At 52.0% G+C, this 23016-nt stretch carries 24 protein-coding genes, 1 tRNA gene, 1 pseudogene and 1 riboswitch; of the genes and pseudogenes, 7 read left to right on the top strand and 19 right to left on the bottom strand.

What is annotated here, in order from left to right:
* Positions 1–92: 92 nt before the first annotated feature.
* The 8 genes from MGLY_RS08380 to MGLY_RS08345 form a co-directional block, all read right to left on the bottom strand.
* A complete protein-coding gene (locus tag MGLY_RS08380; protein WP_170290980.1) occupies positions 93–1673 on the bottom strand; it encodes a bifunctional diguanylate cyclase/phosphohydrolase in 1581 nt (526 codons plus the stop codon).
* A 163-nt stretch (positions 1674–1836) separates the two neighbouring features.
* The gene (locus MGLY_RS08375) at positions 1837–1968 is read right to left on the bottom strand and encodes a cyclic lactone autoinducer peptide (protein WP_156272990.1); all 132 of its coding nucleotides are present in this window, start codon (positions 1966–1968) and stop codon (positions 1837–1839) included.
* Complete coding sequence (locus tag MGLY_RS08370) at positions 1965–2573, bottom strand: accessory gene regulator ArgB-like protein (RefSeq protein WP_170290979.1); 609 nt, start codon at positions 2571–2573, stop codon at positions 1965–1967. The genes MGLY_RS08375 and MGLY_RS08370 overlap by 4 nt, the downstream gene beginning before the upstream one ends.
* A complete protein-coding gene (locus MGLY_RS08365; protein WP_156272987.1) occupies positions 2563–3042 on the bottom strand; it encodes a hypothetical protein in 480 nt (159 codons plus the stop codon). The genes MGLY_RS08370 and MGLY_RS08365 overlap by 11 nt, the downstream gene beginning before the upstream one ends.
* A gap of 129 nt (positions 3043–3171) precedes the next feature.
* On the bottom strand, positions 3172–3906 hold the full coding sequence (sfsA, locus tag MGLY_RS08360) for a DNA/RNA nuclease SfsA (RefSeq protein ID WP_156272985.1): 735 nt from the start codon (positions 3904–3906) through the stop codon (positions 3172–3174).
* A gap of 126 nt (positions 3907–4032) precedes the next feature.
* A complete protein-coding gene (locus tag MGLY_RS08355; protein ID WP_156272983.1) occupies positions 4033–4257 on the bottom strand; it encodes a hypothetical protein in 225 nt (74 codons plus the stop codon).
* A gap of 105 nt (positions 4258–4362) precedes the next feature.
* Positions 4363–4746: a nucleotidyltransferase family protein gene (locus MGLY_RS08350; RefSeq protein ID WP_156272981.1), complete on the bottom strand. Its 384-nt coding sequence runs from the start codon at positions 4744–4746 to the stop codon at positions 4363–4365.
* Positions 4747–5066: 320 nt separating this feature from the next.
* Positions 5067–5741: a peptidoglycan recognition protein family protein gene (locus MGLY_RS08345; protein ID WP_156272979.1), complete on the bottom strand. Its 675-nt coding sequence runs from the start codon at positions 5739–5741 to the stop codon at positions 5067–5069.
* Between the two features lie 97 nt (positions 5742–5838).
* Between MGLY_RS08345 and MGLY_RS08340 the strand changes: the two genes are divergently transcribed.
* The gene (locus MGLY_RS08340; RefSeq protein ID WP_211662111.1) at positions 5839–5958 is read left to right on the top strand and encodes a YvrJ family protein; all 120 of its coding nucleotides are present in this window, start codon (positions 5839–5841) and stop codon (positions 5956–5958) included.
* Positions 5959–6078: 120 nt separating this feature from the next.
* Here the strand turns inward: MGLY_RS08340 and MGLY_RS08335 are convergent, their stop codons facing one another.
* From MGLY_RS08335 to MGLY_RS08310, 8 genes are all read right to left on the bottom strand, one after another.
* Positions 6079–7860 carry a DUF262 domain-containing protein gene (locus MGLY_RS08335; protein WP_246187453.1) on the bottom strand — a complete coding sequence of 594 codons (1782 nt, stop codon included), beginning with the start codon at positions 7858–7860 and terminating at the stop codon, positions 6079–6081.
* 188 nt (positions 7861–8048) lie between these two features.
* Entirely contained in the window at positions 8049–8984 is a 936-nt protein-coding gene (locus tag MGLY_RS08330) for an ADP-ribosylglycohydrolase family protein (protein ID WP_156276307.1), read from the bottom strand.
* 162 nt (positions 8985–9146) lie between these two features.
* Positions 9147–9275, bottom strand: coding sequence for a hypothetical protein (locus tag MGLY_RS18480; protein ID WP_277997910.1), 129 nt, complete (start codon positions 9273–9275; stop codon positions 9147–9149).
* Between the two features lie 297 nt (positions 9276–9572).
* Positions 9573–9648 (bottom strand) — tRNA-Ala (locus tag MGLY_RS08325).
* Positions 9649–9707: 59 nt separating this feature from the next.
* Positions 9708–10190, bottom strand: coding sequence for an AAA-associated domain-containing protein (locus MGLY_RS08320; protein ID WP_170290978.1), 483 nt, complete (start codon positions 10188–10190; stop codon positions 9708–9710).
* A gap of 259 nt (positions 10191–10449) precedes the next feature.
* Positions 10450–11397, bottom strand: coding sequence for a GGDEF domain-containing protein (locus MGLY_RS18230; RefSeq protein WP_422880103.1), 948 nt, complete (start codon positions 11395–11397; stop codon positions 10450–10452).
* Entirely contained in the window at positions 11352–12062 is a 711-nt protein-coding gene (locus tag MGLY_RS18225) for a response regulator (protein WP_246187451.1), read from the bottom strand. Before MGLY_RS18225 ends, MGLY_RS18230 begins: the two co-directional genes overlap by 46 nt.
* 328 nt (positions 12063–12390) lie before the next feature.
* Positions 12391–12561, bottom strand: a complete 171-nt coding sequence (locus tag MGLY_RS08310) for a hypothetical protein (RefSeq protein WP_246187450.1) — start codon at positions 12559–12561, stop codon at positions 12391–12393.
* 111 nt (positions 12562–12672) lie between these two features.
* On the opposite strand from MGLY_RS08310, the gene MGLY_RS18780 reads away from it, so the two are divergent.
* The 4 genes from MGLY_RS18780 (at position 12673) to MGLY_RS08290 (ending at position 15718) form a co-directional block, all read left to right on the top strand.
* Positions 12673–13203: a DUF6431 domain-containing protein gene (locus tag MGLY_RS18780; RefSeq protein WP_422880088.1), complete on the top strand. Its 531-nt coding sequence runs from the start codon at positions 12673–12675 to the stop codon at positions 13201–13203.
* A 142-nt stretch (positions 13204–13345) separates the two neighbouring features.
* Entirely contained in the window at positions 13346–14602 is a 1257-nt protein-coding gene (locus MGLY_RS08300) for a helix-turn-helix domain-containing protein (protein WP_156271578.1), read from the top strand.
* A 1-nt stretch (position 14603) separates the two neighbouring features.
* Positions 14604–15404 carry an ExeA family protein gene (locus MGLY_RS08295; protein WP_156271664.1) on the top strand — a complete coding sequence of 267 codons (801 nt, stop codon included), beginning with the start codon at positions 14604–14606 and terminating at the stop codon, positions 15402–15404.
* Between the two features lie 11 nt (positions 15405–15415).
* Positions 15416–15718, top strand: a complete 303-nt coding sequence (locus MGLY_RS08290) for a hypothetical protein (protein WP_156271665.1) — start codon at positions 15416–15418, stop codon at positions 15716–15718.
* A gap of 135 nt (positions 15719–15853) precedes the next feature.
* On the opposite strand, the gene MGLY_RS08285 is transcribed toward MGLY_RS08290, so the two are convergent.
* A complete protein-coding gene (locus tag MGLY_RS08285) occupies positions 15854–16537 on the bottom strand; it encodes a response regulator (RefSeq protein WP_246187449.1) in 684 nt (227 codons plus the stop codon).
* A gap of 461 nt (positions 16538–16998) precedes the next feature.
* Between MGLY_RS08285 and MGLY_RS08280 the strand changes: the two are divergent.
* Positions 16999–18008: pseudogene (locus MGLY_RS08280) on the top strand (Rpn family recombination-promoting nuclease/putative transposase).
* Between the two features lie 775 nt (positions 18009–18783).
* Entirely contained in the window at positions 18784–20130 is a 1347-nt protein-coding gene (locus MGLY_RS08275) for a citrate/2-methylcitrate synthase (RefSeq protein ID WP_156276303.1), read from the top strand.
* A 111-nt stretch (positions 20131–20241) separates the two neighbouring features.
* Here MGLY_RS08275 and MGLY_RS08270 read toward each other — a convergent pair whose 3' ends face one another.
* Together MGLY_RS08270 and MGLY_RS08265 are read right to left on the bottom strand one after the other, a co-directional pair.
* The gene (locus tag MGLY_RS08270; protein WP_170290977.1) at positions 20242–21000 is read right to left on the bottom strand and encodes an ABC transporter ATP-binding protein; all 759 of its coding nucleotides are present in this window, start codon (positions 20998–21000) and stop codon (positions 20242–20244) included.
* 8 nt (positions 21001–21008) lie between these two features.
* Positions 21009–22730: an ABC transporter permease gene (locus MGLY_RS08265; RefSeq protein ID WP_156272977.1), complete on the bottom strand. Its 1722-nt coding sequence runs from the start codon at positions 22728–22730 to the stop codon at positions 21009–21011.
* Between the two features lie 68 nt (positions 22731–22798).
* Positions 22799–22964: riboswitch (M-box (ykoK) riboswitch) on the bottom strand.
* Positions 22965–23016 lie beyond the last annotated feature (52 nt).

Below are 23016 nucleotides of genomic sequence, written 5' to 3'. Positions count from 1 at the left end.
TTTATATATAACGCATTTCAGTTTAAATTAAGTTTCGCTCCCAGGGCCATGGAATCCTCCCCGCGCCTTGAACCTAACTCAGCAACTCCCCGCTAACTTGCCAGCAAGCGGAAAATGCGATCCGAAACATTGAGAAAGGCCGTAACAATTTCTGGATCATATAGGGTTCCGGCCCCTCGCCGGAGTTCTTCCAGGCAACGGCTGACAGTTAAAGCCCGCCGATAGGGTCTATTGGTTGCCATGGCATCAAAGCTGTCCACCACTCGTAAAATCCTGGCACCAAGGGGTATAGCCTCACCTTTCAGTCCAGAAGGGTAACCCGAGCCGTCAAAATTCTCGTGATGGGCAAGAATTATGGGAGTGCATTTGCCCAGCAGGGGTACGGAACGAACTATTTCGGCCCCCCAGACCGGGTGTTGCTGAAAAAGCAAACGCTCTTCCTCGTTTAAAGGAAGCGGGTTGTTTAAAAGTTCACGTTCTATCTCTATCTTACCGATATCATGGAGAAAAGCGCTGAGTCTCAGGGTATTTAACTCTTCTCCGGCTAAATTGAGATATTCGCCCACAACTACTGCATACTCTGTAACCCGTTCGGAATGCCCGCGGGTATAGCGATCCTTGGCCTGGATGACACTGAGCAGGGTCTTCAACGTATGGAGCAGGTCCTCACCCGGACTGTTATATGAGGTGCAAAGCTCGTCTAAAACGGAAAAATAGATCTCCGTCCTGTTCTTACGTACCGATTTGGCCCGGAAGAGGGCATCATCGGCCCGGCGAATAAGTTCTATGGATGTATTAGCATGAACGGGGTAAGTAGCAATACCCAGCGACAGGGTGATCTTCTGGGCCGGTTGGTACTCTTGGCCAAAGAAAGAGTAATTCTCGACCTCTTTACGAATCTGTTCAGCAACAGTAAGTGCCTGCTGGCTGGAGTACCCGGGTAACAGTACAGCAAACTCTTCGCCTCCATAACGGGCAGCTACAGCCTCTGATGTAACTGCATGGCCAATAATCTCCCCAATTTTTTTTAAAACCTTATCTCCCTCAAGATGGCCCAAAGCGTCGTTGTACGTTTTAAAGTAGTCAACATCGGCAAGAACCAGGGAGAGGTTTAAATTTTCCTTTTTAGCCCGGGCAAACAGGTCTTCCAAGGCGTGATAAAAATAACGTTTATTCCACAAGCCTGTCAGGTCGTCTCGATTAGCCAGTTCTGCCAGTTTCTTTATGGTATCCCTTTCTATATCCAGGAATCCCCCGATCAGCCAGGCGGCCATAAAGATAATCAGGCCGAGGACCAGATCGGCTTCTAAAGCTTTATTGACCCCGTCAGGAGAATAATGTAACAAGTCATTGATAATGAGAGGGATGACACATAAACAAGAAAATATAAGGCCATATTTTTGCCCGTGATTTATAGCTGCATAGATCACCGGCACAAAGTAAAGGACTTTAAAGGAACTACCATGGAAGTCTGCAATAAAGACGATAGCTATGGTAAAGGCCCAGATAAGAAAGCTAATTAGCAAACTAATGGGGCGTGATGGTTCGCTTGAAGTAAGAACTGTTACATAATCTTTTGTAAGATAAATTATTCCTGCTAAAGCAAACGCACCCAAAGCAATACCGAGTTGATAATAGTTATACATCGCCATAGGACTAAAAGGAAGGCCCATAGCACTTAATAAAGCTATACCCATTACGGTCAAAGCGCACAAGTAAAAAAACAAGACATATTCAGCTATCTTCCGGCTCCGCGCTTCCTTCCATTTCATGCTAAACCTTCCCTATAAATTTTAGAGAGGTGAACCCCACCTCTCTAAGTTTTTAATCCCGAGTTTACTTTCTTAAACTTTGAGGAACTTCAGGCTCGTAAAATCCAAAATAACAAGCTGAGGCAGCATTTACATAGGCCAGGAATGTAGCCATAAAAGCAACTGCCGCCAGGAAGACCACCGCCAGGCGCTTCATCCCGGTTTCACCTCCTTATTCTGGCTTACGCTGGCAAGATAAATAATGGCACCCTGCCAGGCCAGGCCGGCAGCCCCGGCCAGGGCCAGGGAGGGCCACCGCCCGCGCATGAAAAACAAAATTACCGGCACTACTACCGCAATGCCAACGGCCACCCGGTGGAGCTTGCGCCGTAAAACAGGGGAATTTATCGGTTTGGCCGGGCTTGTTACCGGGGCCAGCCAGGCGCTGATGGCCAAACTTAAAAGGCCGCTGCCCAAAACTACCCAGGTTATATGCTGCTGCACAAATAAATATCCGCCCAGCCGGCGAGCCAGGAAGCCCATGATACTAAAAATTAGCGCTGTAAAAGATAAACATTTACCTGGCGAGCTTAAATGCATTCCTCCTCCGGGGAGCCTTAACAGGGTGGCACACAACAAAGCAAACAGGGTTTCCGAAGGGGCCCCTACCAGGAAGCCCCCCAGGGCGACAGCTATTAAGCCGATCGCTCCTAAAAAGAGCAGCTCCAGCCCGTAGGCCAGAACTTCTTCCTGCACCCCGGTAGTTTTTAGCTCAGCAACCAGATAGCGGGCCAGGCTCCCTGACGCCTTATTAATACTCACCTGCCTGTCCAGCCCCTTTACCCATTCTCCTGTTAAAAATCTTGTTAGAAACTACTGCCACCAGCAAAAGCAGTACTACATTCGGCCACCCCGCCAATACGCGCATCCAGATATGGCTATAAATGTCTTCCAATTTAAAACCCGAAGCGAAAATAACAAACTGCACGAATAAAATTTCTCCTGCAACAACAGTTACTAGTGCTGTTATTCCACTTCTTATGGCCACGGCTAAATTGCAGGAGGTAACTTTTTTAAATACCAGGATAGTAAACAAGAAGTTAAAGAGAGTATTAATGCCAAAAGCGATAGGCAGCCACCGTATCAGGTAAAAAAAGACCCCAAAAATCAAACCGGTAGGCAAGATGGAGCGCCAGGGGAGACCATAGCCTGCCACTGCATACATAACGGCGGCAATGCCAATAGCCTCAGGTAACCCCTGCAACAGCCAGGCTATAAAAGGAATTTTCATTTTCTCTTCACCTGGTGGTAGTTATTCGACGTAAACCGCAAATTTCCTGCCCTCAACGGGGATATTTTTACCAGTAAATACTTATCATTGTCGTACATTAATCCAGGCGCAGGCTGCAGCAAAGGTCGCTCAGGTTAGCTTTACAGGTACGGGGTCGCTGAGGCAGGCCGCCACCGGACTGATGCGGCAGCGGTAGGCATAAACTTCGACGCCGGCAGCGACCGTTTCTCGCAAAGTCCAGGCAAAAAGGGGATCGGTGGCTTCGTTGGGGGCAAAGCTCGAGGTATCTTCCCGCTGGATTATAAATACCACCGCCGCCCGGCAGCCCCTGTACCGTAAAGCCATCAGCTCTTGCAGGTGGCGGCTGCCGCGGCTGGTGGGGGCATCGGGAAAAAGGGCCACCTTTTCGCTGTTTACCAGGGTCACCGACTTGACCTCCACATAACACGGTGGTAGCCCTTCTACGTGTAGTCCCGCCTCCTTCTCCCCTCCCACCGTCAATAAAAAATCCAGGCGGCTGGAGCCGGCGCGGACTTCTGCCGTAAGCTGCCGGTAGCCCTGAAATGCCTCCAGCCCGCCGGTGTGGAAGGCAGCGGCAAAAAGGCGGTTGGGCAGGTGGCTGTCCAGGGAAATAAAGGTGCCGTCCCGGTGTAACAAGACCACGTCGTAGACAGTTTTCCGCTTTACCCCGGCTTGCGCCGGGGCCAGGTAAAGCTCGGTTCCGGGCAACAGCAATTCTGCCAGCCGCCCCGGGTCGGCCAGGAAAGCCTTTACCTGTTGCCCGGCCTTTTCCGCTATCACGGTAAAGCGGTTGGGCCGGATCAGGAAACGAGCCTTGATCAGATTTTCAGGCAACTTGACCATAAAATCCTTCCTCCCGGAACCTATACCGCTATTCTCCTGTGGTAAAAAAATGCGCTTCCTTATGCGGCATCTTTCCTTTTCTGGTGGAGCTAATCCAAGCCGAGGCATCAACAAAAACGGCCCTATTCATTGTTTCCCCTCATAGAGATAACGGCGCAAGTTTTTCGCCATATTCCGCGGGCCTTCACCCATACCTATTATTTTTAAGGCCTGCTCTATATCCTCTGCACTTCTATCTACAGGTTGAGATAATTCTTTTCTTAAGAGATCTACTTCCATTTCGGTATTAAATTTTCTTTCCAGGTTATTTACCCTTGTTTCCAGCTCATTAAACCTTTGCTCGAGGCCCACTGGTACTTCCCCCCTGATACGTTACTTTAGTTTAATATATCACGTTTCCTTCCTAATACAGCCACCTGTCATAGCTCTTTAAAAACGCGAACAAGTGCATAAAAATCACAATTCGACCCCTTCGCTTTCGATGGCCCTGCGTAAAGATTCCCGGCATGCTTCCGGATCAACCAGGTCAACTTTAAACTTTTCACTTAGACCCGTCACCGCCCCTACTGCGGCGTAAAACCGGTCGTCCGGGATGCCCCACGCCGCCAGGTCAACATCGGACCAGCGCGTAAAGCAGGAACGGTCAACAAGGGAGCCGAAGGCTACCACTTTTCGGGCACCATATCTCTCTTTTAAGATAGTAGCAGCTCTGGCAGCAACTTGCCAGGCTTCCTTATAACGCTCGGTTAGGAATGGGTCGGTTTGCGAAGAATCATCGGTATAAGTTAAAGGATATTTCCTGGCGTAATAAGCAGCCAGATCGTCAGGTTGGGTACCCATATTTAGCCCCCCTGCTAAAATAGCGCTGTCAGTTTCGTCCCTCATTCTCTTTCCAGCAATTCCACTGATTTAAGTATACCACAGTTTCATTATATCCTGGAATTATTATCCACCGCGTTCGTCGCTTAAACCTGCAACCATACCCACCACGTGCCTGGAGGGTTGTGGTCTCAGCCTCGCCCCAGGGCACGTGGTGGGAACCGGCCGACGGCTGACAGCCGGAAGGCCGTAAGCGCCCGCAGCCCAAAAACGGCGTCATGCCCTACTACAATTACGGGAGCGGCCGGGGCCGCCGTCTCCTTCCCTGCCTGCTCTCCGCGCTACATCCCGGCGTTTTCTCCTGCTTCGCCGGGACCTGCATCACTATTTTCGTCCCCTGCGCCTGCCGTGTCGTCAGCGGGTCTGCCGTGGGCCGCTTCCCTGGTCCAGGCACCGACGCCGGCACCCGTGACATCAGCGGGCCCGCCTTGGGATGCTTCCCCACTTCCGAACCCATCTTCAGTCGCAACATCAACGGTAACACCCCCGGCTATCGCTTCCCCGGGCGCGACTGCTTCACCGACCGTGACATTAGCGGGGCCACCCCAGTCCACCGTTTCCTCGTGTGCGATTACCTGACCGGAAGCGGAAATACTGGTTTCACCCGGTACTACAACTTCCCGCCTCACCCGCCCCATGTCCATAAACCGCACCGGGCAGACTGTGGCCGCGCCCGGTACCTCCCGGTGGCCCAAAACCCGCTCCGGCGGGACGTTGTAGCGCCGGCAGAGGTCCCGCACCAGCCTGATGAGGGCCCGCCGCTGCTCCAGGGTGGGCGGGTGGTCCATGAGATTGCCGATGACGGCCACCCCGGCGGACTTGAAGTTCATCCCGGCGTCCCGGCAGTGGGCGCCGGGTACGTCCAGGCTCCGGCCCGCAACCACCCGGCCGTCCCCCTCGATTATGTAGTTGTAGCCCACATCCCGCCAGCCCAGGGAGAGATGGTAGCGCCGCACCGACGGCCATCGCCGGGGCCCGCATCGTTACCAGGAATGTCACGGACATTATCGCCGCGTAGAGAGGGGCTCGCCCCTCTTTTTTAAACCGAGGGGGGTGATCGCGATTGAGAAAATGCTGAAGCTGGCGGCCAACTACGGCTTCCCGATGGTCATCGTCATCTACGTCCTGGTACGGCTGGAGCCGGTGATAGAACGGCACCGCCTGAAAATGTAAAAGACCGGCCAGGTTAATCAACCTCAGCCGGTCTTTGGTTCCAGCGTAACCATAAAGTGGGGGGATGTCATGAGGCTTTGGAATTAGATTTCCGCAGGAACAAGGGAAGGATTTCAATCATCATAACACCATCTGCTTCAAGGCATTCTTGAGGGCCTTTTTACGGTTTTCGTAAAAACTTCTAAAGTTATTCAAGGAAAGGTCTAGACCGGTCAGGAAGTGCCTCTCTTTAAACTGTTCCCGGGCGACTGCATCCGGGTAAGTCTTCTCCAGCCATTCCGCAAAGGGCCGGTCTTTTTTACTAATGTTCTCAGCCCCTTCTAAAAGCTGCAGGTTGGGTATTTTGTTGTAGTTCTGCAGGATGAAATCTATTTCGTTATCGGGTATCCCGGCCCTTCTCAGTTTATCGCGGTTGGAACAGAGACTGCGGGGATGAATGTGGTCCTGATGGAAGCTGTAGCGGTAATTCAGGCTGGGATACAATAGGGCCAGCACCGAAAAAGTATATTTTTTACCATATTGGTTCTCCAGAAGATTGTCGATTTCCTCGTCGGTCAACTCCAGGGCTTTTATAGTTCCCTTGAGCCGCGCCTTTATCTCGTCTGCCGGGAAACTAACGTGATGGTTCTTGATAACTTCCCGAATGATCCGCAGTACCTCATCGGATTGGCCGCCGAAGGTCTGCTTCAAAAGCACTAGATGCAGCCACTTGCGCATAGTTTCCCGTTCGCCGGCATACCTGGGCGAAACTAAAACATCGCGGGCGTTGCCCCCTTGAAAAAGATAATAGCAAATGGGGATGATGGCATTGTGGGAGGTGAGGGTCTGGTAATTGAAACCAAAGCCGGCCACCAGCTCCACCGTGGTTAAGATGGTTTCCCTGATCTTATCCCACTGGTTCTCGATATCGCGCATGTTCCGGGCGTTAAAGTTATCTACTTTGAACTTGATATCCTTGTCACACAAGACCAAACAGGTCTTGAGCACAAAGTCTTTATCAAAAGTGAAGCCGCTGCCCAGGCGGTTAATCTCATCCACCAGGTTGGTGATCTCCTCCCGGGCATCGCGGTTCTCCCACTGGGCCGTAGCAATTGACAGTAAAAGGTCGGAATAGCTGAGCTGGGTGCCGCCGCTATTGACACGGATAAAGATGTTCAGCACCCGGTCGAGCTCCTGGCCTTCCTCCAGGTAGTAGCTGATAATGGCGTTTTTGGTAATCACCTCATTGAGCCGGAACAAACACCTTCCCGCATATTCGGCCGTCAGGTTGTTCTCCAGAAGATATTTGTGCAGTTCAAAGGGATTGTCTGGATTAAATTCTAAGATCTTGCCCACGGGGAACCAGTAGCTGTGTTTACTTCTTTCCTGCGCTTTTTCTTGGGTGAGGAACTTGAACCGGTAGAGCATTTCCTCTTCCGCGCCGAGTTCATCCAACAGGTTCAGGTACAGTTTTTTCCGGGGAAATGCCTGGGGGTTATCCCAATGCATATAAGGGACTTTGGAGGCATAGCTGCCTTTGAGGCCAATGTACAAAGCGGTTAACCGCTGCTGCCCATCCAGGATAGCGGTGATGTTTTCATCACCCATAAGGGTGGCCTTTTGGTTATGGGACTTCAGCTGGTGGTAGTCTTTAATGAACTCGTAAAACTGGTAGTTTTTGAGGTTCTCGCGCGAAACCTTCCAGAAGAGAAAGGAGCCAATGGGGTAACCCCGCATGATGGAATCAAAAAGGCGCTCGATCTGCTCTTCACTCCAAACAAATTCCCTCTGAATAGCCGGCAGAAGGTAGCTGCGGTCAATTATTCTCTTTACCGCCTCCATCACGGTAATTGCGGTTTGAAAGGCCATATGTAACCACTCCATTAAAAAGACTTTTTCCTCATACCCAGGTGTCTCTCCCATACCTATTACCCTGCTGAATAAACGAGCTATTCTGTGTAGTCATCAGCGGGCTGCCAGAATAAAGACGGGTAAGATCATTAGAACATCGGCCGCCAGGGAGAGGGCCGCCCGGACAACGAACCTGGATAATAATTAAACATCCGGGACAGGTTCAGGGTAGGGTTCCTTATTATTTCCTTCAACCCTTTTTAAGGCTGGTATCCCCAGGCAAGGGCCAGCAACCCTTCCGCCAGGGACACGATCCGTTCCCGCATGGCTATCTTCTCCCGCCACTCTTCCGGTATGCCGTCCTCGCTGTAATAGGCGCCGGCGAGCTGGCCGTAGACGGCGCCGGTAGTGTCGGCGTCGTTGCCCAGGTTTACGGCCAGGAGCGCCCCTTCCCGGAAGGAAGAACTGTGGTAGAAGGCCCACAGGGCGGCTTCCAGGGTGTCGACCACGTAGCCCGTACCCCGGATTTCGGGCGGGTTGCGCCTTTTGAAGGAGCCTGAGGCCACGGCGGCGACCCCCGGCGCCAGGGGGGCCTCTCGCCACAGCCCCGGCACCGGCTCATAATGGTCGGACAGGAGTTCCTCTTTCGATGCGCCGTTTACAGCTCCCACGATTAGAGCTGCCATGTAGCGGCAGGCGTCCACGGCCTCTTTAGCGCCGTGGGTGGTGCGGGAGCTTTCCCCCGCCTTCTCGACCGCTTCCCGCGGCTTCCGGGCGTAGAACAGCGGCACCGGCGCCAGCCGCATGAGGGAGCCGTTGCCGGCGGTAAAGGGATCTGTCGAGCCGCAGTAAGGTTCCCGGGTACGCTCAAAGCGCTCTAAGGCCGATCGGACTGTGTTACCGATGTCGAAGCAGCGGCCGGTGCTGCTCAGGTAGCCTTCTCGATACCAACGCAGATATCTTTCCATTTGATCAATGAAGTCAAAGCCCCTGCGCTCCACCAGGCTCTCCGCCAGGCACAGGGCCATCGAGGTGTCGTCGGTCCACTGACCCGGTTTCAGGTTGAAGGGCCCGCCGCCGGCCATGCCTGTGATGGGCTCAAAGGACCCGGGCGACCGGAACTCCAGGGTGGTCCCCAGGGCGTCCCCCACCGCCAGGCCGAGAAAGCTTCCGCGGTAGCGATGAATAGGCTCTATCATATTCTCTTAAAAAATCTCTTCTTTTCGGGATTAGTTAAAAAAGCTAATCAGGTATGTATGTTGTTTTTGGTTCTGCTGCTAATAAATTCTATATGGTGGTCATTGAATCCTTTTTCTAAAAATAAAAAGGGCAGTTCTTTGCCCCTAAACTTTGAACTTCTACTCCTTTACCACCTGGCCCCCGCTGTTAGCAACGCCGCTATCGTCCGTGATAAAGAGTTCTTCTTCACCCTTAATGTCGCCCGCTGCCGTTTTTGTCCCCGGTCCCAGAAGCTCCATCACGTTCATTTATCGGGCGTAATGGTCACCATCACCGCTTCGTTGGGCCGGAACTGGTGCAGCTCCAGCAGATTTTCGTTGGTCACCGCCACTTCGTCCAGCACCACCCGCAGGGTCTGCTCAAAGCTGTCGTGCAGGATCCGGTTGACGATCCCTTCCTTTTCGGCGGCGGGGACACAAAAAAGGCCAGCAATTCATGACTGCCGGCCCTGGAGGTTGCAGGTGAACAAAATGTGAACAGCTTCCTGTTTCTACCTACAAGAAGCTGTTCACGGTTCCGAAAACCCTTGCAATGTTTTGCTTTTCTGGTGGAGCTAAGGGGAGTCGAACCCCTGACCTCTTGAATGCCATTCAAGCGCTCTCCCAACTGAGCTATAGCCCCATAGCAGTGTTAATTATACTGGCCCCTGACCTGTTTGTCAAGGGCCAGTTAGATAATCTTTATTCTCCCTTATCCAGGTATAAAACTTCTCCTTTGGTATCATAGCCGATAATCCCGGCAAAGCGGCCCCAGTCGACGACGGTTTTAAACAGGAGTTCGGCATCTTCATCAGACATCCGGCGGGCAAAGCTGCTGATAACCTGATCCCGCCGCACCTGCCGGCTACGCCTCGAATTAATTAGCTGCAAGACCTCTTTAAAAACCGGTAACTGCTGTAATCGGCTGGCAATTATATCTTTCCGCTCGTTGATGTCAGCATTGAGCAGCCGGGTGCCCAGACCGGTCAGGGTAATATCGCCATTGGTAGTTTCAATAAAGCCCAACACCTTAGCTGCCTCTATGACCGGTCCGATATCATCCAGTTCCATCGAAAGACTGCCGGCCAGTTTAAAGATATCTTCCCTCCCCCGGACATCCTCCAGCATTTCGAGCAGGCCAATGACCATCCCTATACCTACCTGGGGTAAAGGCCCAGCGTCCACCGTGGCTATGACCCCCTATTGGATACCATCTTCAGGTACCACTATTTTATCATATTATACCAGATCTTAGAACAGAATTCATTATCCCTAAAAAATCTTTTGTTATCAGGGTTTTCGGGCTGCTAAGATTCTTTTCCCCTGCCGACTGCCAAAAGCAGGAGCCCCCGGGGAGAGCTTTTATGCTCCTCCCAGGGGCCAATAATGATTTTGCTTTCTTCACCTTCGTGCCATCTGTGGCCGTCCGTGCTGCCGGACTACTTTACTGGTAGGCGCATACACAGTTCCGCCCATTTTCCTTGGCCCTGTACAGCATACTGTCTACTCTCTGGGTGATGGTGTCTACGGTGTCTCCAGTATAATATCCGGTCACCCCGAAGCTGGCCGTCACTTGCCCCACACCCGGAATCTCCATCTGGCTCAGCCGGCGGCGGAGTTCTTCTGCCAGACCGGCGGCCCCTTCCGCGGTCGTGTCGGGCAAAAGGATCACGAATTCTTCCCCGCCCCAGCGGGCAAGGCAATCTGTCTTGCGCAGCCTCTCCTTAAATGCGGCCACCAAGCTCTTAAGAACTCGATCGCCAGCGGCGTGTCCGAAACGGTCGTTTATACTCTTGAAGTGGTCCAAGTCAAACATGATTAGGGCAAAGGGAAGTCCCGTCCGCCGCGTACGCTCAATTTCTCTTGCCAGCATTTCTAAAAAATAGCGGCGGTTGTAAGCGCCGGTCAGGGGGTCGGTGATGGAGAGGCGGTAAAGCTCTTCCTCCAGGTATTTGCGTTCGGAGATGTCTATAAAGGTTTCCACCAGTTTCTCCCCACTGTCCGTCCGCACGCGCTTGACCGTCTTGAGCACGAGGATCTCCAGCCCGTCCTTCCGGCGTAAAAGCCTTTCGGAGCGGTCAACCTCTTCATTCGAGGCAGTAATGGGACAGCTTTCTGCGGATTGTATGAAAAATTCCCGGCAGGATCTGCCTTCGATCTCTTCGGGTGCGGCTCCAATCATGGCGGCCGCTTCCAGGTTTACCTTCTCGATGCGGTGGGATGCGGGGTCGATGATAAAGATCCCGACGGGCAGGGTGGCCAGGAGCGACCGCAGAAACTCTCCCTGCTGCCTCAGTTTCTCTTCCATTTTCTTACGTTCTGTCAAATCCAATATGAAGGCCACGCCTATGCTGCCTTTCCCATGGCCGAAGAGCTGCAGGTGTGTCTCCACCGGGTAGAGGGAGCCGTCTTTCCGGCGGTGCTTGGCGTCAAATATGATCTTTTCTTTTTTTGGCCCTGCTGTAAAGGAGCCAGAAGGGCTCTGAAGCTCTCCCGGTCAAACTCCGGCATTAGCTGCAGGATGTTCATGTCCAAAAGTTCTTCTTCGGCGTAGCCAAGGTTCTCGCTGGCCCCCCGGTTGACCGCCAGGAACTTCAACGTATCGGGATGAAAGATATAGACCTCCGTCAAGGAGTCTTCGACTATCCTGCGGTACATTTGCGCCAGGGAGAGGGCTTCATGGAGCTTCAGGGCCATCTCTACGGTGGACAACAGCACGTGTTCCGGGGCGCCCTTCAGAACATACCCGTAGCGCGTGACCGACCGGACTTGCTCTAGAGCCTCCTGGGTGGAGATGGCGGTGAGAAATACCACGGGGACGTCTTTAACCTGCTGAATGCGTCTGGCGAGCGCCGTTCCGTCCATCCCTTCTCCCAGGTCAATATCCATCAAAATGAGGTCGGGACACCCCGGACCGGATGCCTTTTGCAGAGTTTCTTTTGCGGTGAGGGCAATTTCAGTCATATATCCGTGCCTGCTGAGGATATCCGCCGCTATCTGGGCCTGAAGCCTGCTGTCCTCTACTATGAGTATTTTCTTCTCCGGAACCCTGTCCATCAGCCTACCTCCAGGTAAAAAGCCGTCTGCTGCCCGCAGCCGGTAGTCTCGATTATGCGTCTCCAGGGGATTAACCCTGCATGTCCTGTATTTTATGTAAAGGGGCAGATTTATTAACAGGAAGAGCCACTTGCAACCTTACGGCTTGTGGCCCCAACAGAGTGTCCCGCTTTAAAATACAACTCTCTAATGCATTTTTTTGCCGTCCATCTCGACCCTTCTCGTAGAATAATAAACAGGTTTTTGGGCGGTTTTTATCGGCAGAACTGCGGCTGTTCTCTTTCTACTGGTCGCTGCCTTGCTGGCGGTTGACAGTTTTCGTTAAAAACTAAGTATCAATATCATGCTGCTGGGCCAATTCTTCGCGGCCTTTATTCTTCCAGCTTTCTTTTAAAGAAGCTTCGGCGTAAGCGAAAAGCCCTTCCCCGTCCTTCCCGTTGTCGGGGTATACCGCAATCCCGTAGCTCCACGTCCCGGGCAGGAAGCTGTCATTTAGCACACTATCATCCTTAAAACTAGTCCTAACTTTATCAATTTAAAATATCGAGATAACATGTAACAGTTCCCCCAAAGTGATATAATTTTAGCAAATTATTCTGGGGGGCTGTTTATGCAACTGGTATACAATTTCGGTATTTCCCTGGAGGATTATGCTGCCCGGGGTAAGAAAAATGAGTTTCCCGTCATAGAGTCTTGCCCTATCTGTATGGCCCGGCAGGCTCTAAAGCGGCATGGTTTTTACTGGCGTAATGCCGGTAGTGACTCGGAAAAGTGGCTACAGCTGCCCATCTGCCGCTTTTGGTGCCGCTCCTGCCGGCACACCTTCTCTCTTTTGCCTTCCTTTCTCCTGCCGTATTACCAGTATTCCCTTAAGTTCATTCTGGACTGTCTCATATATTTCTTCTCCAAGGCCCGCCTCCTTATTTACTACCAGCTGCTCCAGTTCTACCGCCGCCGTTGGGCGAAGAACATGAATTGCATCCAGGCCTTCTTCCGGGAGCAGGGTTACCAGGAAATAATCCCGCCGGAATTTAAACAAAGGGCCATAAAATTGCTGGAAATGATTGCCGCGTTCCCCAACGCCGAAACCTTTTCCCAAAGGTTCCATAATCATTTCCGGCGCAATTTTATGGCTAATTAATTTTACCATGCTTTCCCCGGTTCCGTAAAGCCTCCCTGCTACATTAGCCACCACACACCTTTTGCCTGTCCTGGGGGACAGGTTAAGGTTAAACTGGTAAATGACCGGACCGGTTAACCTTAAATCCTGGGGAGGGGTTGTGATGGACGAGAAGGACCGGGAAAATATCGCTCTTTTTCGCTTTAGCTTGATTGCGCCGTTGTTGCAGGGTCAGGTAGCCAGCAGGAAGGCCTACCTGGAGAGTATTACGGCCAGACCCCATGAAGTACCGTATTATGGCCTCTGCGACTATAGCCCCCAGACCATTGCCAGCTGGCTCAGGGATTACCGCCGCGAGGGGTTTGAGGGGTTAAAACCGAAAAGGCGTTCTGACCGGGGAAGGCCGCGGGCCTTATCCCCGGAGTTACAGGAGCAACTCCTGGCCCTGCGCCAGGAGGAGCGTTCCTGTCCGGCTTCTGTCTTTTATGAACAACTGGTGGCTAAAGGTGTTATTTTACCGGACGCCGTTTCTTACGCTACCATTTACCGTTTCCTGAAATCCAGGGGGCTTTTAGGCCGGGAGATGCGGCGGGAGCCGGAACGGAAACGCTTTGCCTATGATACGGTGAATACCCTCTGGCAGGGGGATGTGGCGGCCGGGCCTTACCTTCGCGTTGGCAACAAAAAGGTGGCTACTTTCCTCTTTGCTTTTATCGATGATTGTTCCCGCCTGGTGACTTTTGCCCAGTTTTTTACTTCCGAGAAGTTTGAGTCTTTGAAGGTGGTCTTCAAGGAGGCTATCTTACGCCGGGGCATTCCGCAGATGGTCTACGTGGATAATGGTAAAATCTATCGTTCGGAGCAGCTGCAGCTGGCCTGCGCGGCCCTGGGGATAGCCTTGATCAATACTAAACCCTATGACCCGCAGAGCAAGGGTAAGATCGAAAGGTTCTTCTTGACCGTCAGGCAGCGTTTCTTGCCCCTGGTTAAAGATGAACACCTTAAATCTCTGGATAACTTGAACCGCTCTTTCTGGCAGTGGCTGGAGGAAGATTATCACCGCCAGGTCCACAGTGCTTTGGGTATGAGCCCCCTGGATAAGTTTATGTCCCAGTTCAGCCAGGTTAAGATGGTGAGCGACCCGGCTGTTCTGGAGCCGCTTTTTTTCAAGCGGGAGGAACGGCGGGTACATCATGATGCTACTATCTCCATTAACAAGCGCCTTTTTGAGGTGCCGCCTCAATTTATCGGCAACCGGGTGGAGGTGCGCTTTGACCCGGAAAAACTGGAGCGGGTCTTGATTTTTGTGGCCGGTAAAGAGGTGGCGGTGGCACAGCCGGTGGCGCTCAGTGTTAACGCCCGGGCAAAGCGGGAGAGCAAACTTTCTTTTGCCAGCTTACAGGGAGGGGGCCAAAACTAGAATGTACCAGGCTTTTTATGGCTTAAAAGGGGCTCCTTTTGGCAAGGAGCTAAAACCCCAGGATGCCTTCCTTTCCTGCAGTTTAAAAGAAACGAGGGCCCGGCTGGAGTATTTATCCCGCGTCCGGGGCATGGGGGTCCTGGTGGGAGAACCGGGAGCCGGTAAGACCTTTGCCTTGCGGGTCTTTTGTGCTAATTTAAACCCGGCCCTCTTTAAGGTTATTTATTTGCCCCTGGCCACAGGGACGGTCATGGATTTTTACCGCGGTTTGGCCCGGGGCCTGGGGGAAGAACCGTCTTTCCGCAAGATTGACCTTTTTCACCAGATCCAGCAGGCGGTCCAGGTGTTCTTCCGGGATAAAAAGATTACGCCCGTCTTCATCCTGGATGAGATGCACCTGGCTAACCCCAAATTCCTGCTGGACCTGGCCCTGCTCTTTAATTTCGCCATGGACGCCTTTAATCCTTTTATCCTGGTCCTGGCCGGCTTGCCTTTTTTGTTGAGCCGCTTGGAGTTGAACCAGACCCAGTCTCTGGCCCAACGCCTGGTGGTTCGCTTCCAGGTGGAACCTTTAAACCGTGAGGAGGTGGGCGCCTACCTGGAGCACCATTTATCCCTGGTGGGGGCTACCAGGCCTTTATTTGAGCCGCCTGCCGTCGAGGCCATCGCTTCTCGCTCCCGCGGCTGGCCGCGCCTGGTGAACAACCTGGCCCTGACTTCCCTCCTCTGGGGCGCCCAGCTTAAAGCCCAGCTGATTAGTGCTGATGTGGTACGCCAGGCAGCTACCGAAATTGGCCTTTAAGGGTGGTGGCTATGCTTAAGCTTGATTCCCCCAGAGACGTGGAAAGTCTCCTGGAGATCCTGGCTTTCGTCCTCTGGGCGAATACTTTTGGGTCCTACGGTGAGGAATTGGAACGCCCGGTATTGGATTTCGCCCGCGACCTTTACGCTGAATTGCTAAAATACCTGGAGTCTTTCTATACCGCCCGCGAGGAACCCCATTATTACAGCTTTATTTGCCAGTTGCAACTGGAACAAGGATTTGATTTCCAGAGAAAACGCCTGGCTGCCCTTGATAAAAAATTGGCGGAACGGTTCAAGGCCCCTTCTTTTTAGGCCGCGTTGAGCGGCTTTTTTCTTTGGGGATTTTATTGTGCTAATGTGCAATTCCTGAGAATTTGGGGTGCTGTAATTTGATAATCTTGCAGTTTGTGCCGGCGGCGTGAGTTACTTTAATTTGAAAAACGGTGGTTAATTTAATGTGCTAAATGACAGGAAGCCCTCCAGTTTCGTCGTTACCACCTGTGCGCCTTCTTTCCCCGTATGTGGGAGGACTATCGCCAGCGTACTCTTGCTAAGCTCGATGACGGTGTCTATTTCGCGCAAGCGCCGCCGCGCCTGCCTGGCGCATTCCCCTATCTTTCCCTTGCCCAACCTTTCCGACCTGGCCAGAACCAGGGCTACATTTAGCCCGCCCCTGCTCGCCCGGTTGATTTCATTTCTAAGTACTTTATGGAGCAGTCCTGTGGGGGCAGCTTCTCCCCGGGCGCCAGGACCTATCAGTTTCTCTACGCGGCGCACCAGCTCCTCTAACGAGTAGGGCTTGCAGAGGTATTCGACCGCCCCCAGCTCTATAGCCCGCCTAACCACGGCGACGTTGCTCTCGACCGTTACCACCATCACCGGGACGTACCGGTATTCCGGCAGGCGCTTGAGGTTCTCCAGCACTCCCAGGCCGTCCATTCCCGGGAGGTGGATGTCGAGGATCACCAGGTCGTACGGTTCTCCTTTTCCCCTGGCCTTAACCAGCGCCTCCTGGCCGCTCGCGGCTTCGTCCACCAGGTAGCCCTTCTCCTCCAGTGTTCTCCTGGAGGAAAACCTGGTTAGGTTCGAGTCTTCCACTAGCAGGATGCTTTTTTCCGGCAAGGCTAACAAGATTTTCGGCCCTCCCTTCGAGACCGTTTTCTGGTCCGGTCCCGGAATCTATTCTGAATTTATCAAGGGGTTTTCTCCCTTTTTATCACCAGGGATAAAGGCCGGATCGAAATATTTGCCCCAGCTTCCTCGTCTCACAGCTATCATATTGCTAGGGTTCCGTTTCCGCTAATCAAGTTAAAAATTCGACACAAACTACCAGTTTCCTCCAAGGTTATCCGATCTTCGCAAAAAGCTTATGCTTTTTACGTTTAACTGCCAGGAGAAGCAGGCTTTTCCTTGCCCGGTATTCCGGGTAATAAGCTGGTCCTGGAAAGTATTAAAACCATTTATCGCTGCCGCTGCGGCCGGTGAATCGTAACATTCTTTGTAAATTCAGGAAGCGGGAAGCGCAGGCTTTCAGAAAAGTATCCCCATTTTCCAGAAATATGCTATAATAAAATCCAGAAGAAGGTGATCCCTTGCCAGAAAACGAAGGGCAACCCCGGCCTCCCCACCACCCCCACGACAAGGGTTACAGGCAGCTCCTGGCCGACAAAAGGGTATTCCTGGAACTGCTGAAGACCTTCGTCCGGGAAGACTGGGTGGAGGCCATTGACGCCGACGACCTCATCTGGTGAACAAGTCCTACGTCCTCCAGGATTTCAGCGAGAAAGAAGCCGATATCGTCTACCGGCTCAAGACCAAAGATAGAAACGTCATCTTTTACGTCCTGCTGGAGCTGCAGTCAACGGTAGACTACCTGATCCCTTTCCGGCTGCTGCTCTATATGGTTGAAATCTGGCGGGAAATCTACAACAACACCCCGCAGCACGAGCGGGAGAGCAAGCATTTCCGCCTGCCGCCCATCATCCCGGCGGTGCTCTACAACGGGGCCGGCTCCTGGACGGCGGCGCTCTCCTTCAAAGAAATGCTAGACGGTTACCAAGACTTCAGCGGGCATTTTCTGGACTACCGCTACCTGCTATTTGACGTCAACCGTTACAACGAAGAAGAGCTAATCAGGGTGGCCAATCTGATAGCCGGCATCTTTCTTTTGGACCAGAGGATGCACCCGGAAGACCTGGTTGGAAGGTTGCAGAAACTATCAGGTATTTTAAGGCGGCTCACGCCTGATGAGTTCCGCCATTTTACGACCTGGCTGAAGAACGTCGTCAAGCCCAGAATACCTGGAGATTTTAGCGCAAAAATCGACGGCATCCTGGACGCAAGCAATCCCTGGGAGGTGGAACGGATGATTTACAACCTGGAATTAACCCTGGAAGAGATGCAGCAGCAGGCTTTGCTAAAAGGCCTAAAAGAAGGCGAACAGAAAGGGAAACTGGAAGGAAAACTGGAAGGCGAACTGAAAGGCAAACGGGAAGTGGCCCGGAACCTGCTTTTGCTCAACGTTGACATTGAAACCATAATTAAGGCTACGGGGCTTTCCCCGGACGAGATCGCCGTGATGAAGAAACAATTGGAGCAGTGATTTTTTGCCGGGCGCAGGTCCGGGAAAAGGCCCGCCTTATCCACCGGGGCGGGCCTTGTTATAATAACCTGCCGGAGCCGTGCGGCCCCTTGCCGGCAATTTTGCCCTCGTCTTCCCAGGCTTTACGACGTCCTGGCCCGGCAAAAAACCGTGGAATACCGGCTCTAAACAAAATACAGGGTGTCAGTATCCGCGTAGTAATGGAATTTCATATTTTCACCCCTCTTTGGTGGTTGCAATTTTAAAATTGCGATCAGGAAAGGCATTGTGAACCGTTTAGCCATCTTCCAGGGTTACCACTCGCAAGTATTTTCCCAGCTCCGGGACATATATCCAGTGACGTATTCGCCCATCTGGCTGCACTTCACGATACTCTGGTTTACGTATGGCCCGCTAGCACCATTCCACCTTAAGGTAGGGGCGTTTTCGCAAAACCTGCTCTTTTGGGCTTCTTTATTCTGTCAAATCCCGTCCAGCCTTGATTCTACTGGATTTTTGGACTGTCAAAAACTTATACGTTATCTTAGAACAGGATTCAGCACCTCATACAAACTTTTATTGCCGGGGTTTAGCTATAAAATAACTGCTTCCCGGGGACAACTTATGGTATTTTTCCCCGCGTTGCGCCAGGGGCATCAACAAAACAGGCTTACGGCCGTCCGGGGGTAACTTGAACCTGAATTTTTCCCCTGCAAAAAAGGAAAACAAGTTTTGGTGAAGAATATATAAAGGATAAGTAACTTTATCCTTGTAGAAAGGATGTATTAATGTGCAGATAGAAGACAAGAGCTACCTGGAACGACTTGCTGCACTGGCTGAAAAAAATAATTACATCGAGCCCACTTTATATGAAAAATACAATGTAAAACGGGGCTTGCGCAACAGCGATGGCACCGGCGTGCTGGTAGGGCTTACGGAGATCGGGGAAGTTCACGGTTACATTCTAGATGAAGGCGAAAGGATTCCCGATGAAGGGCGGTTGCTCTACCGGGGAATTGATATCTGGGATATTGTTAAGAATTTCCAGGCGGAAGGACGCTTTGGTTTTGAGGAAGTTTCTTATCTCCTTCTCTTTGGGGAACTGCCTAACCGCCAGGAACTGGATAACTTTAGCAATCTCCTTGCAGAAAATCGCTTCCTTCCTGAGGGATTTGTTGAAGACATGATTTTAAAAGCTCCCAGTAATGATATTATGAATAAATTAGCGAGGAGCGTTTTAGCATCTTATTCCTACGATAAAAACCCGGATGATTTAAGTATCAAAAACGTCGTCAGGCAGAGTATTGAGCTGATTGCCCGCTTCCCCATCATGGTAGCTTATGGTTACCAGGCTAAAGCCCATTTTTATGAAAACCAAAGTCTATATATTCATCTGCCGCAGAAGGACCTGAGTATAGCAGAAAATTTCCTGTACATGATTAGACCTGATAACCATTATACCCGCCTGGAAGCTGAATTGCTGGACCTTTCACTGGTACTCCATGCCGAGCACGGCGGGGGGAACAACTCAACTTTTACCGTCCATGTGGTTTCTTCCACGGGAACTGATATATATTCGGTTATTGCGGCAGCGGTGGGTTCGTTAAAGGGTCCCAAGCATGGCGGCGCCAATATTAAAGTTATGGAAATGATGGATGATATAAAGAACAATGTAAAAGACTGGGCCGATGAAGAAGAAGTTAAATATTACCTGACTAAAATTCTCAACAAGGAAGCCTTTGACAAAAAAGGATTAATATATGGCCTTGGCCATGCCGTTTACACCCTGTCCGATCCACGGGCCGTATTATTAAAAGCCAAAGCTGCTGAACTGGCTAAAGAGAAAAACATGGAAGATGAATTCGGCCTCTACCTGACCATAGAAAAAGTTGGACCCGAATTATTTGCCTCAAAAAAAGGAAATGAAAAGATTATCGCTCCCAATGTGGACTTCTATTCGGGTTTTGTGTACAAGATGTTAAATATTCCCGTGGAACTTTATACACCAATTTTTGCCATAGCCAGAATCTCCGGCTGGTGTGCCCACCTGCTGGAAGAGCTGGTAAGCGGGGGCAGGATTATTAGACCGGCCTACAAGAATGTGATAGGTAAAAGAAAGTATGTTCCCCTGGAGCAGAGGTAAACCTCCCTTGCCAGGAGAGGAATTTCCGGGTTTTCAAGGCGGACAGGGAGGGCTTTTTGTCCGCATAAGAGCTAAAGGGGGCGGGTATCAAACCCGTCCTCTTGTTCCTTCTTAGAACAAAAGCGAGTATATCTTATCCGTAACCCGGGCGAAGGCTTCATCCTTCATATTGCGCGGGCGGGGCAGGTCTACCCTGACATCGGCCAGTATCCGGGCCGGCCTTTTTGATAACACAATTACCCGGTCGGCCATAAAAACGGCTTCCTCAATGCCGTGGGTCACCATGAAGACCGACTTGACGGGCAACGTTACATCCAGCCACAGGTCCAGTAGTTCCTCCCGCAGGTTCTGGGCCGTAAAGGCGTCCAGGGCAGAAAAGGGTTCATCCATGCAGAGGAGTTCCGGTTCCATGGTCAGGGCCCGGGCAATGCCCACCCGTTGTTTCATACCGCCGGAAAGCTCCCGCGGGTAAGCCTCTTCAAAACCATCCAGGCCCACCTTATCAATATATTTACTGGCAATGGCCTCCCTTTCCGGCCTGGGTATACCTTTAGCTTCCAGGCCCAGGGCCACGTTGCCCATAACCGTCAACCAGGGCAACAGGGCGAAGGACTGGAAGACCATGGCCATTTTGTCCATGACGCCGTTAACTTCCTGGCCGCGGTAAAAAATCTGCCCCCGGGACGGCCGGTCCAGGCCGACAACCATCCTCAGCAGGGTACTCTTACCAGAACCCGACGGGCCTACCAGGCAGACAAATTCTCCTTTATTAATGGTAAAGGAAATATCATTAAGGACCGTCAGGGACCGGTTGGCATCGGTATAGGTTTTAAAAACATGACTGACTTCAAGCAGTAAAGCCAGGGACACCACCCCCTTCAGGCTTCTATTTTAAACCGCCGGGCAGCCATTTCATAGAGCCGCCGCCAGAAGAAACGGTTCATGAGAACGATAGTCACCATCATGGCTATTAGACTGGACCAGATTAACTGGAAGCTGCCGCTGCTATAAGTAGCCGTATCCAGCAAGGAGCCAATACCAAAGGCCGTATAGGTCTGGCCGGCATAGACCACATATTCGGCAACAATCAGGGCATTCCAACCGCCACCCCAGGCAGTAATACTACCGGTAATCAAGGACGGCACCATGGCCGGCAGGACTACCCGGCGCAGGTACCCGAAACCTTTCAGGCCAAAGGCTGCCGCCGCCTCCTTTAAATCCCTGGGGATGCTTTTCACCCCGGCGATGAGGTTAAAAAGGAGGTACCATTGCATCCCCGTCAGCACCAGGAGTACGGCCGCCAGGTTCATACCCCCCGTCAGGCCTACCAGGATAAAAACAATAATAGGGAATAAAGCTGTTGCCGGCACTGAAGCCAGTATTTCAAACACAGGTGTCAGGATTTCATAGACCCGTTCATTGTGCCCGATCCAGATGGCCACCGGTACCGTCCAGGCGAGGGACAGGAGGTATGCTGCCAGCAAGCGCAGGAAAGAAAACAGGATGGCCCTGGGGATGCTGAAGACTTCCGGTTGCCAGGGCATCAGGAAAAGGGTGCCCAGGGCCACCAGGCCGCGCATCAGGGCGTAAGCCAGCAACAAGGCCAGGCCCCAGGAAATAAGGCGCCGGGTGATCCCCACCAAACGCTGCCAGAAATCCCATCCTGCTAAATTCCTTTCAAGTTTCGCGGCATAACTTTCTAAAGCAAGGGTCAGGGACGCGCCGCCCTTCACGACCAGCAACCTTATTTCCCGGAAGCCCGGCGCCTGCCACCAGAGGTGGTAACCCCAACCGCCCGGGATATGGTTACCCCCGCCGCTGCCAAATTCATATTTAAAATTTTCCGCCCAGGTAGAAAGGGGGCGCCAGATAAAGATATTCATTAAAGTAATTAACATGATCAGGGTTAAAAGGCCGGCCACCGTAAGCCCCAGCTCACCCTTCTCCGTGGTCTTGATGAGGTAGCTCCCCAGGCCCGGCAGGGAATACTCTACCGGCCCGATGGCAATAATTTCTGCGGCAATAAGGAAGTACCAGCCACCGGCCCAGGACATGATGCTATTATATACCAGCTTGGGTATACCGGCGGGTAAGTAGAGTTTCTGGAAACGGCGCCAACCCCTCACCCGGTAGGCATCAGCCGCTTCCCTGAGATCCCTGGGTATAGTCGTCAGGGACTCATAAAAACCGAAGGTCATATTCCAGGCCTGGCTGGTGAAGATAAGAAAGATGGAAGCCAGTTCCACTCCCAGGAGGCGGCCCTGGAAAAGGGAGACAAAAAAGTAAACGGCAGCAGGGAAGAACCCCAGGATGGGCACCGACTGCAGGATATCCAGGATGGGAATGAGCCAGCGCCCGGCTCGTTCGTCTGTCCCGGCTTTATAACCATAAGTAAGGGTAAAGATAAAGGACAGGATATAGGCGCCCAGCATCCGCACAAAAGACCGGAAGGCGTAATAGGGCAGGATACCGATGCTGGTAACAACTGTTGTCCCTCCTGCCAGGGTAACAGCCCGGTGGCCCTGGTAGGCAAAGTAGGCAAAGGCGATTAAAAGGGCGGCCATAATCATGGTCAGGGCCAGGTTCGTTGCCCGCGCCACGGGGTTCACCTCCCAACCAATAAAATAGTCTTCCCAAGTGGGAAGACATAGAGTTCATAAATAGCCCTATATACCCCCACTCGTTGAGCTTTGGCACGTGCATAGCTAGAGATAACTCTCAGCCACATTAGGTAGAACCTTAAGCCGGTAATACCTGTTGACCCATTGGCGTCTTTCGACGTTTCCGGGCAGTGGCGTCTGTCTATGCAGAAGCCTCACCTAACGAAGGTTTAATTTCATTATAAATTGGGCTTTTTTAAGTGTCAAGGTTGAAGTAAGGTAGGTA

Source organism: Moorella glycerini (assembly GCF_009735625.1).
GTDB lineage: Bacteria > Bacillota > DSM-521 > Neomoorellales > Neomoorellaceae > Neomoorella > Neomoorella glycerini.
Note: the sequence above shows the minus strand (reverse complement) of the source record. Positions and strands in the feature narration are given on the sequence as shown.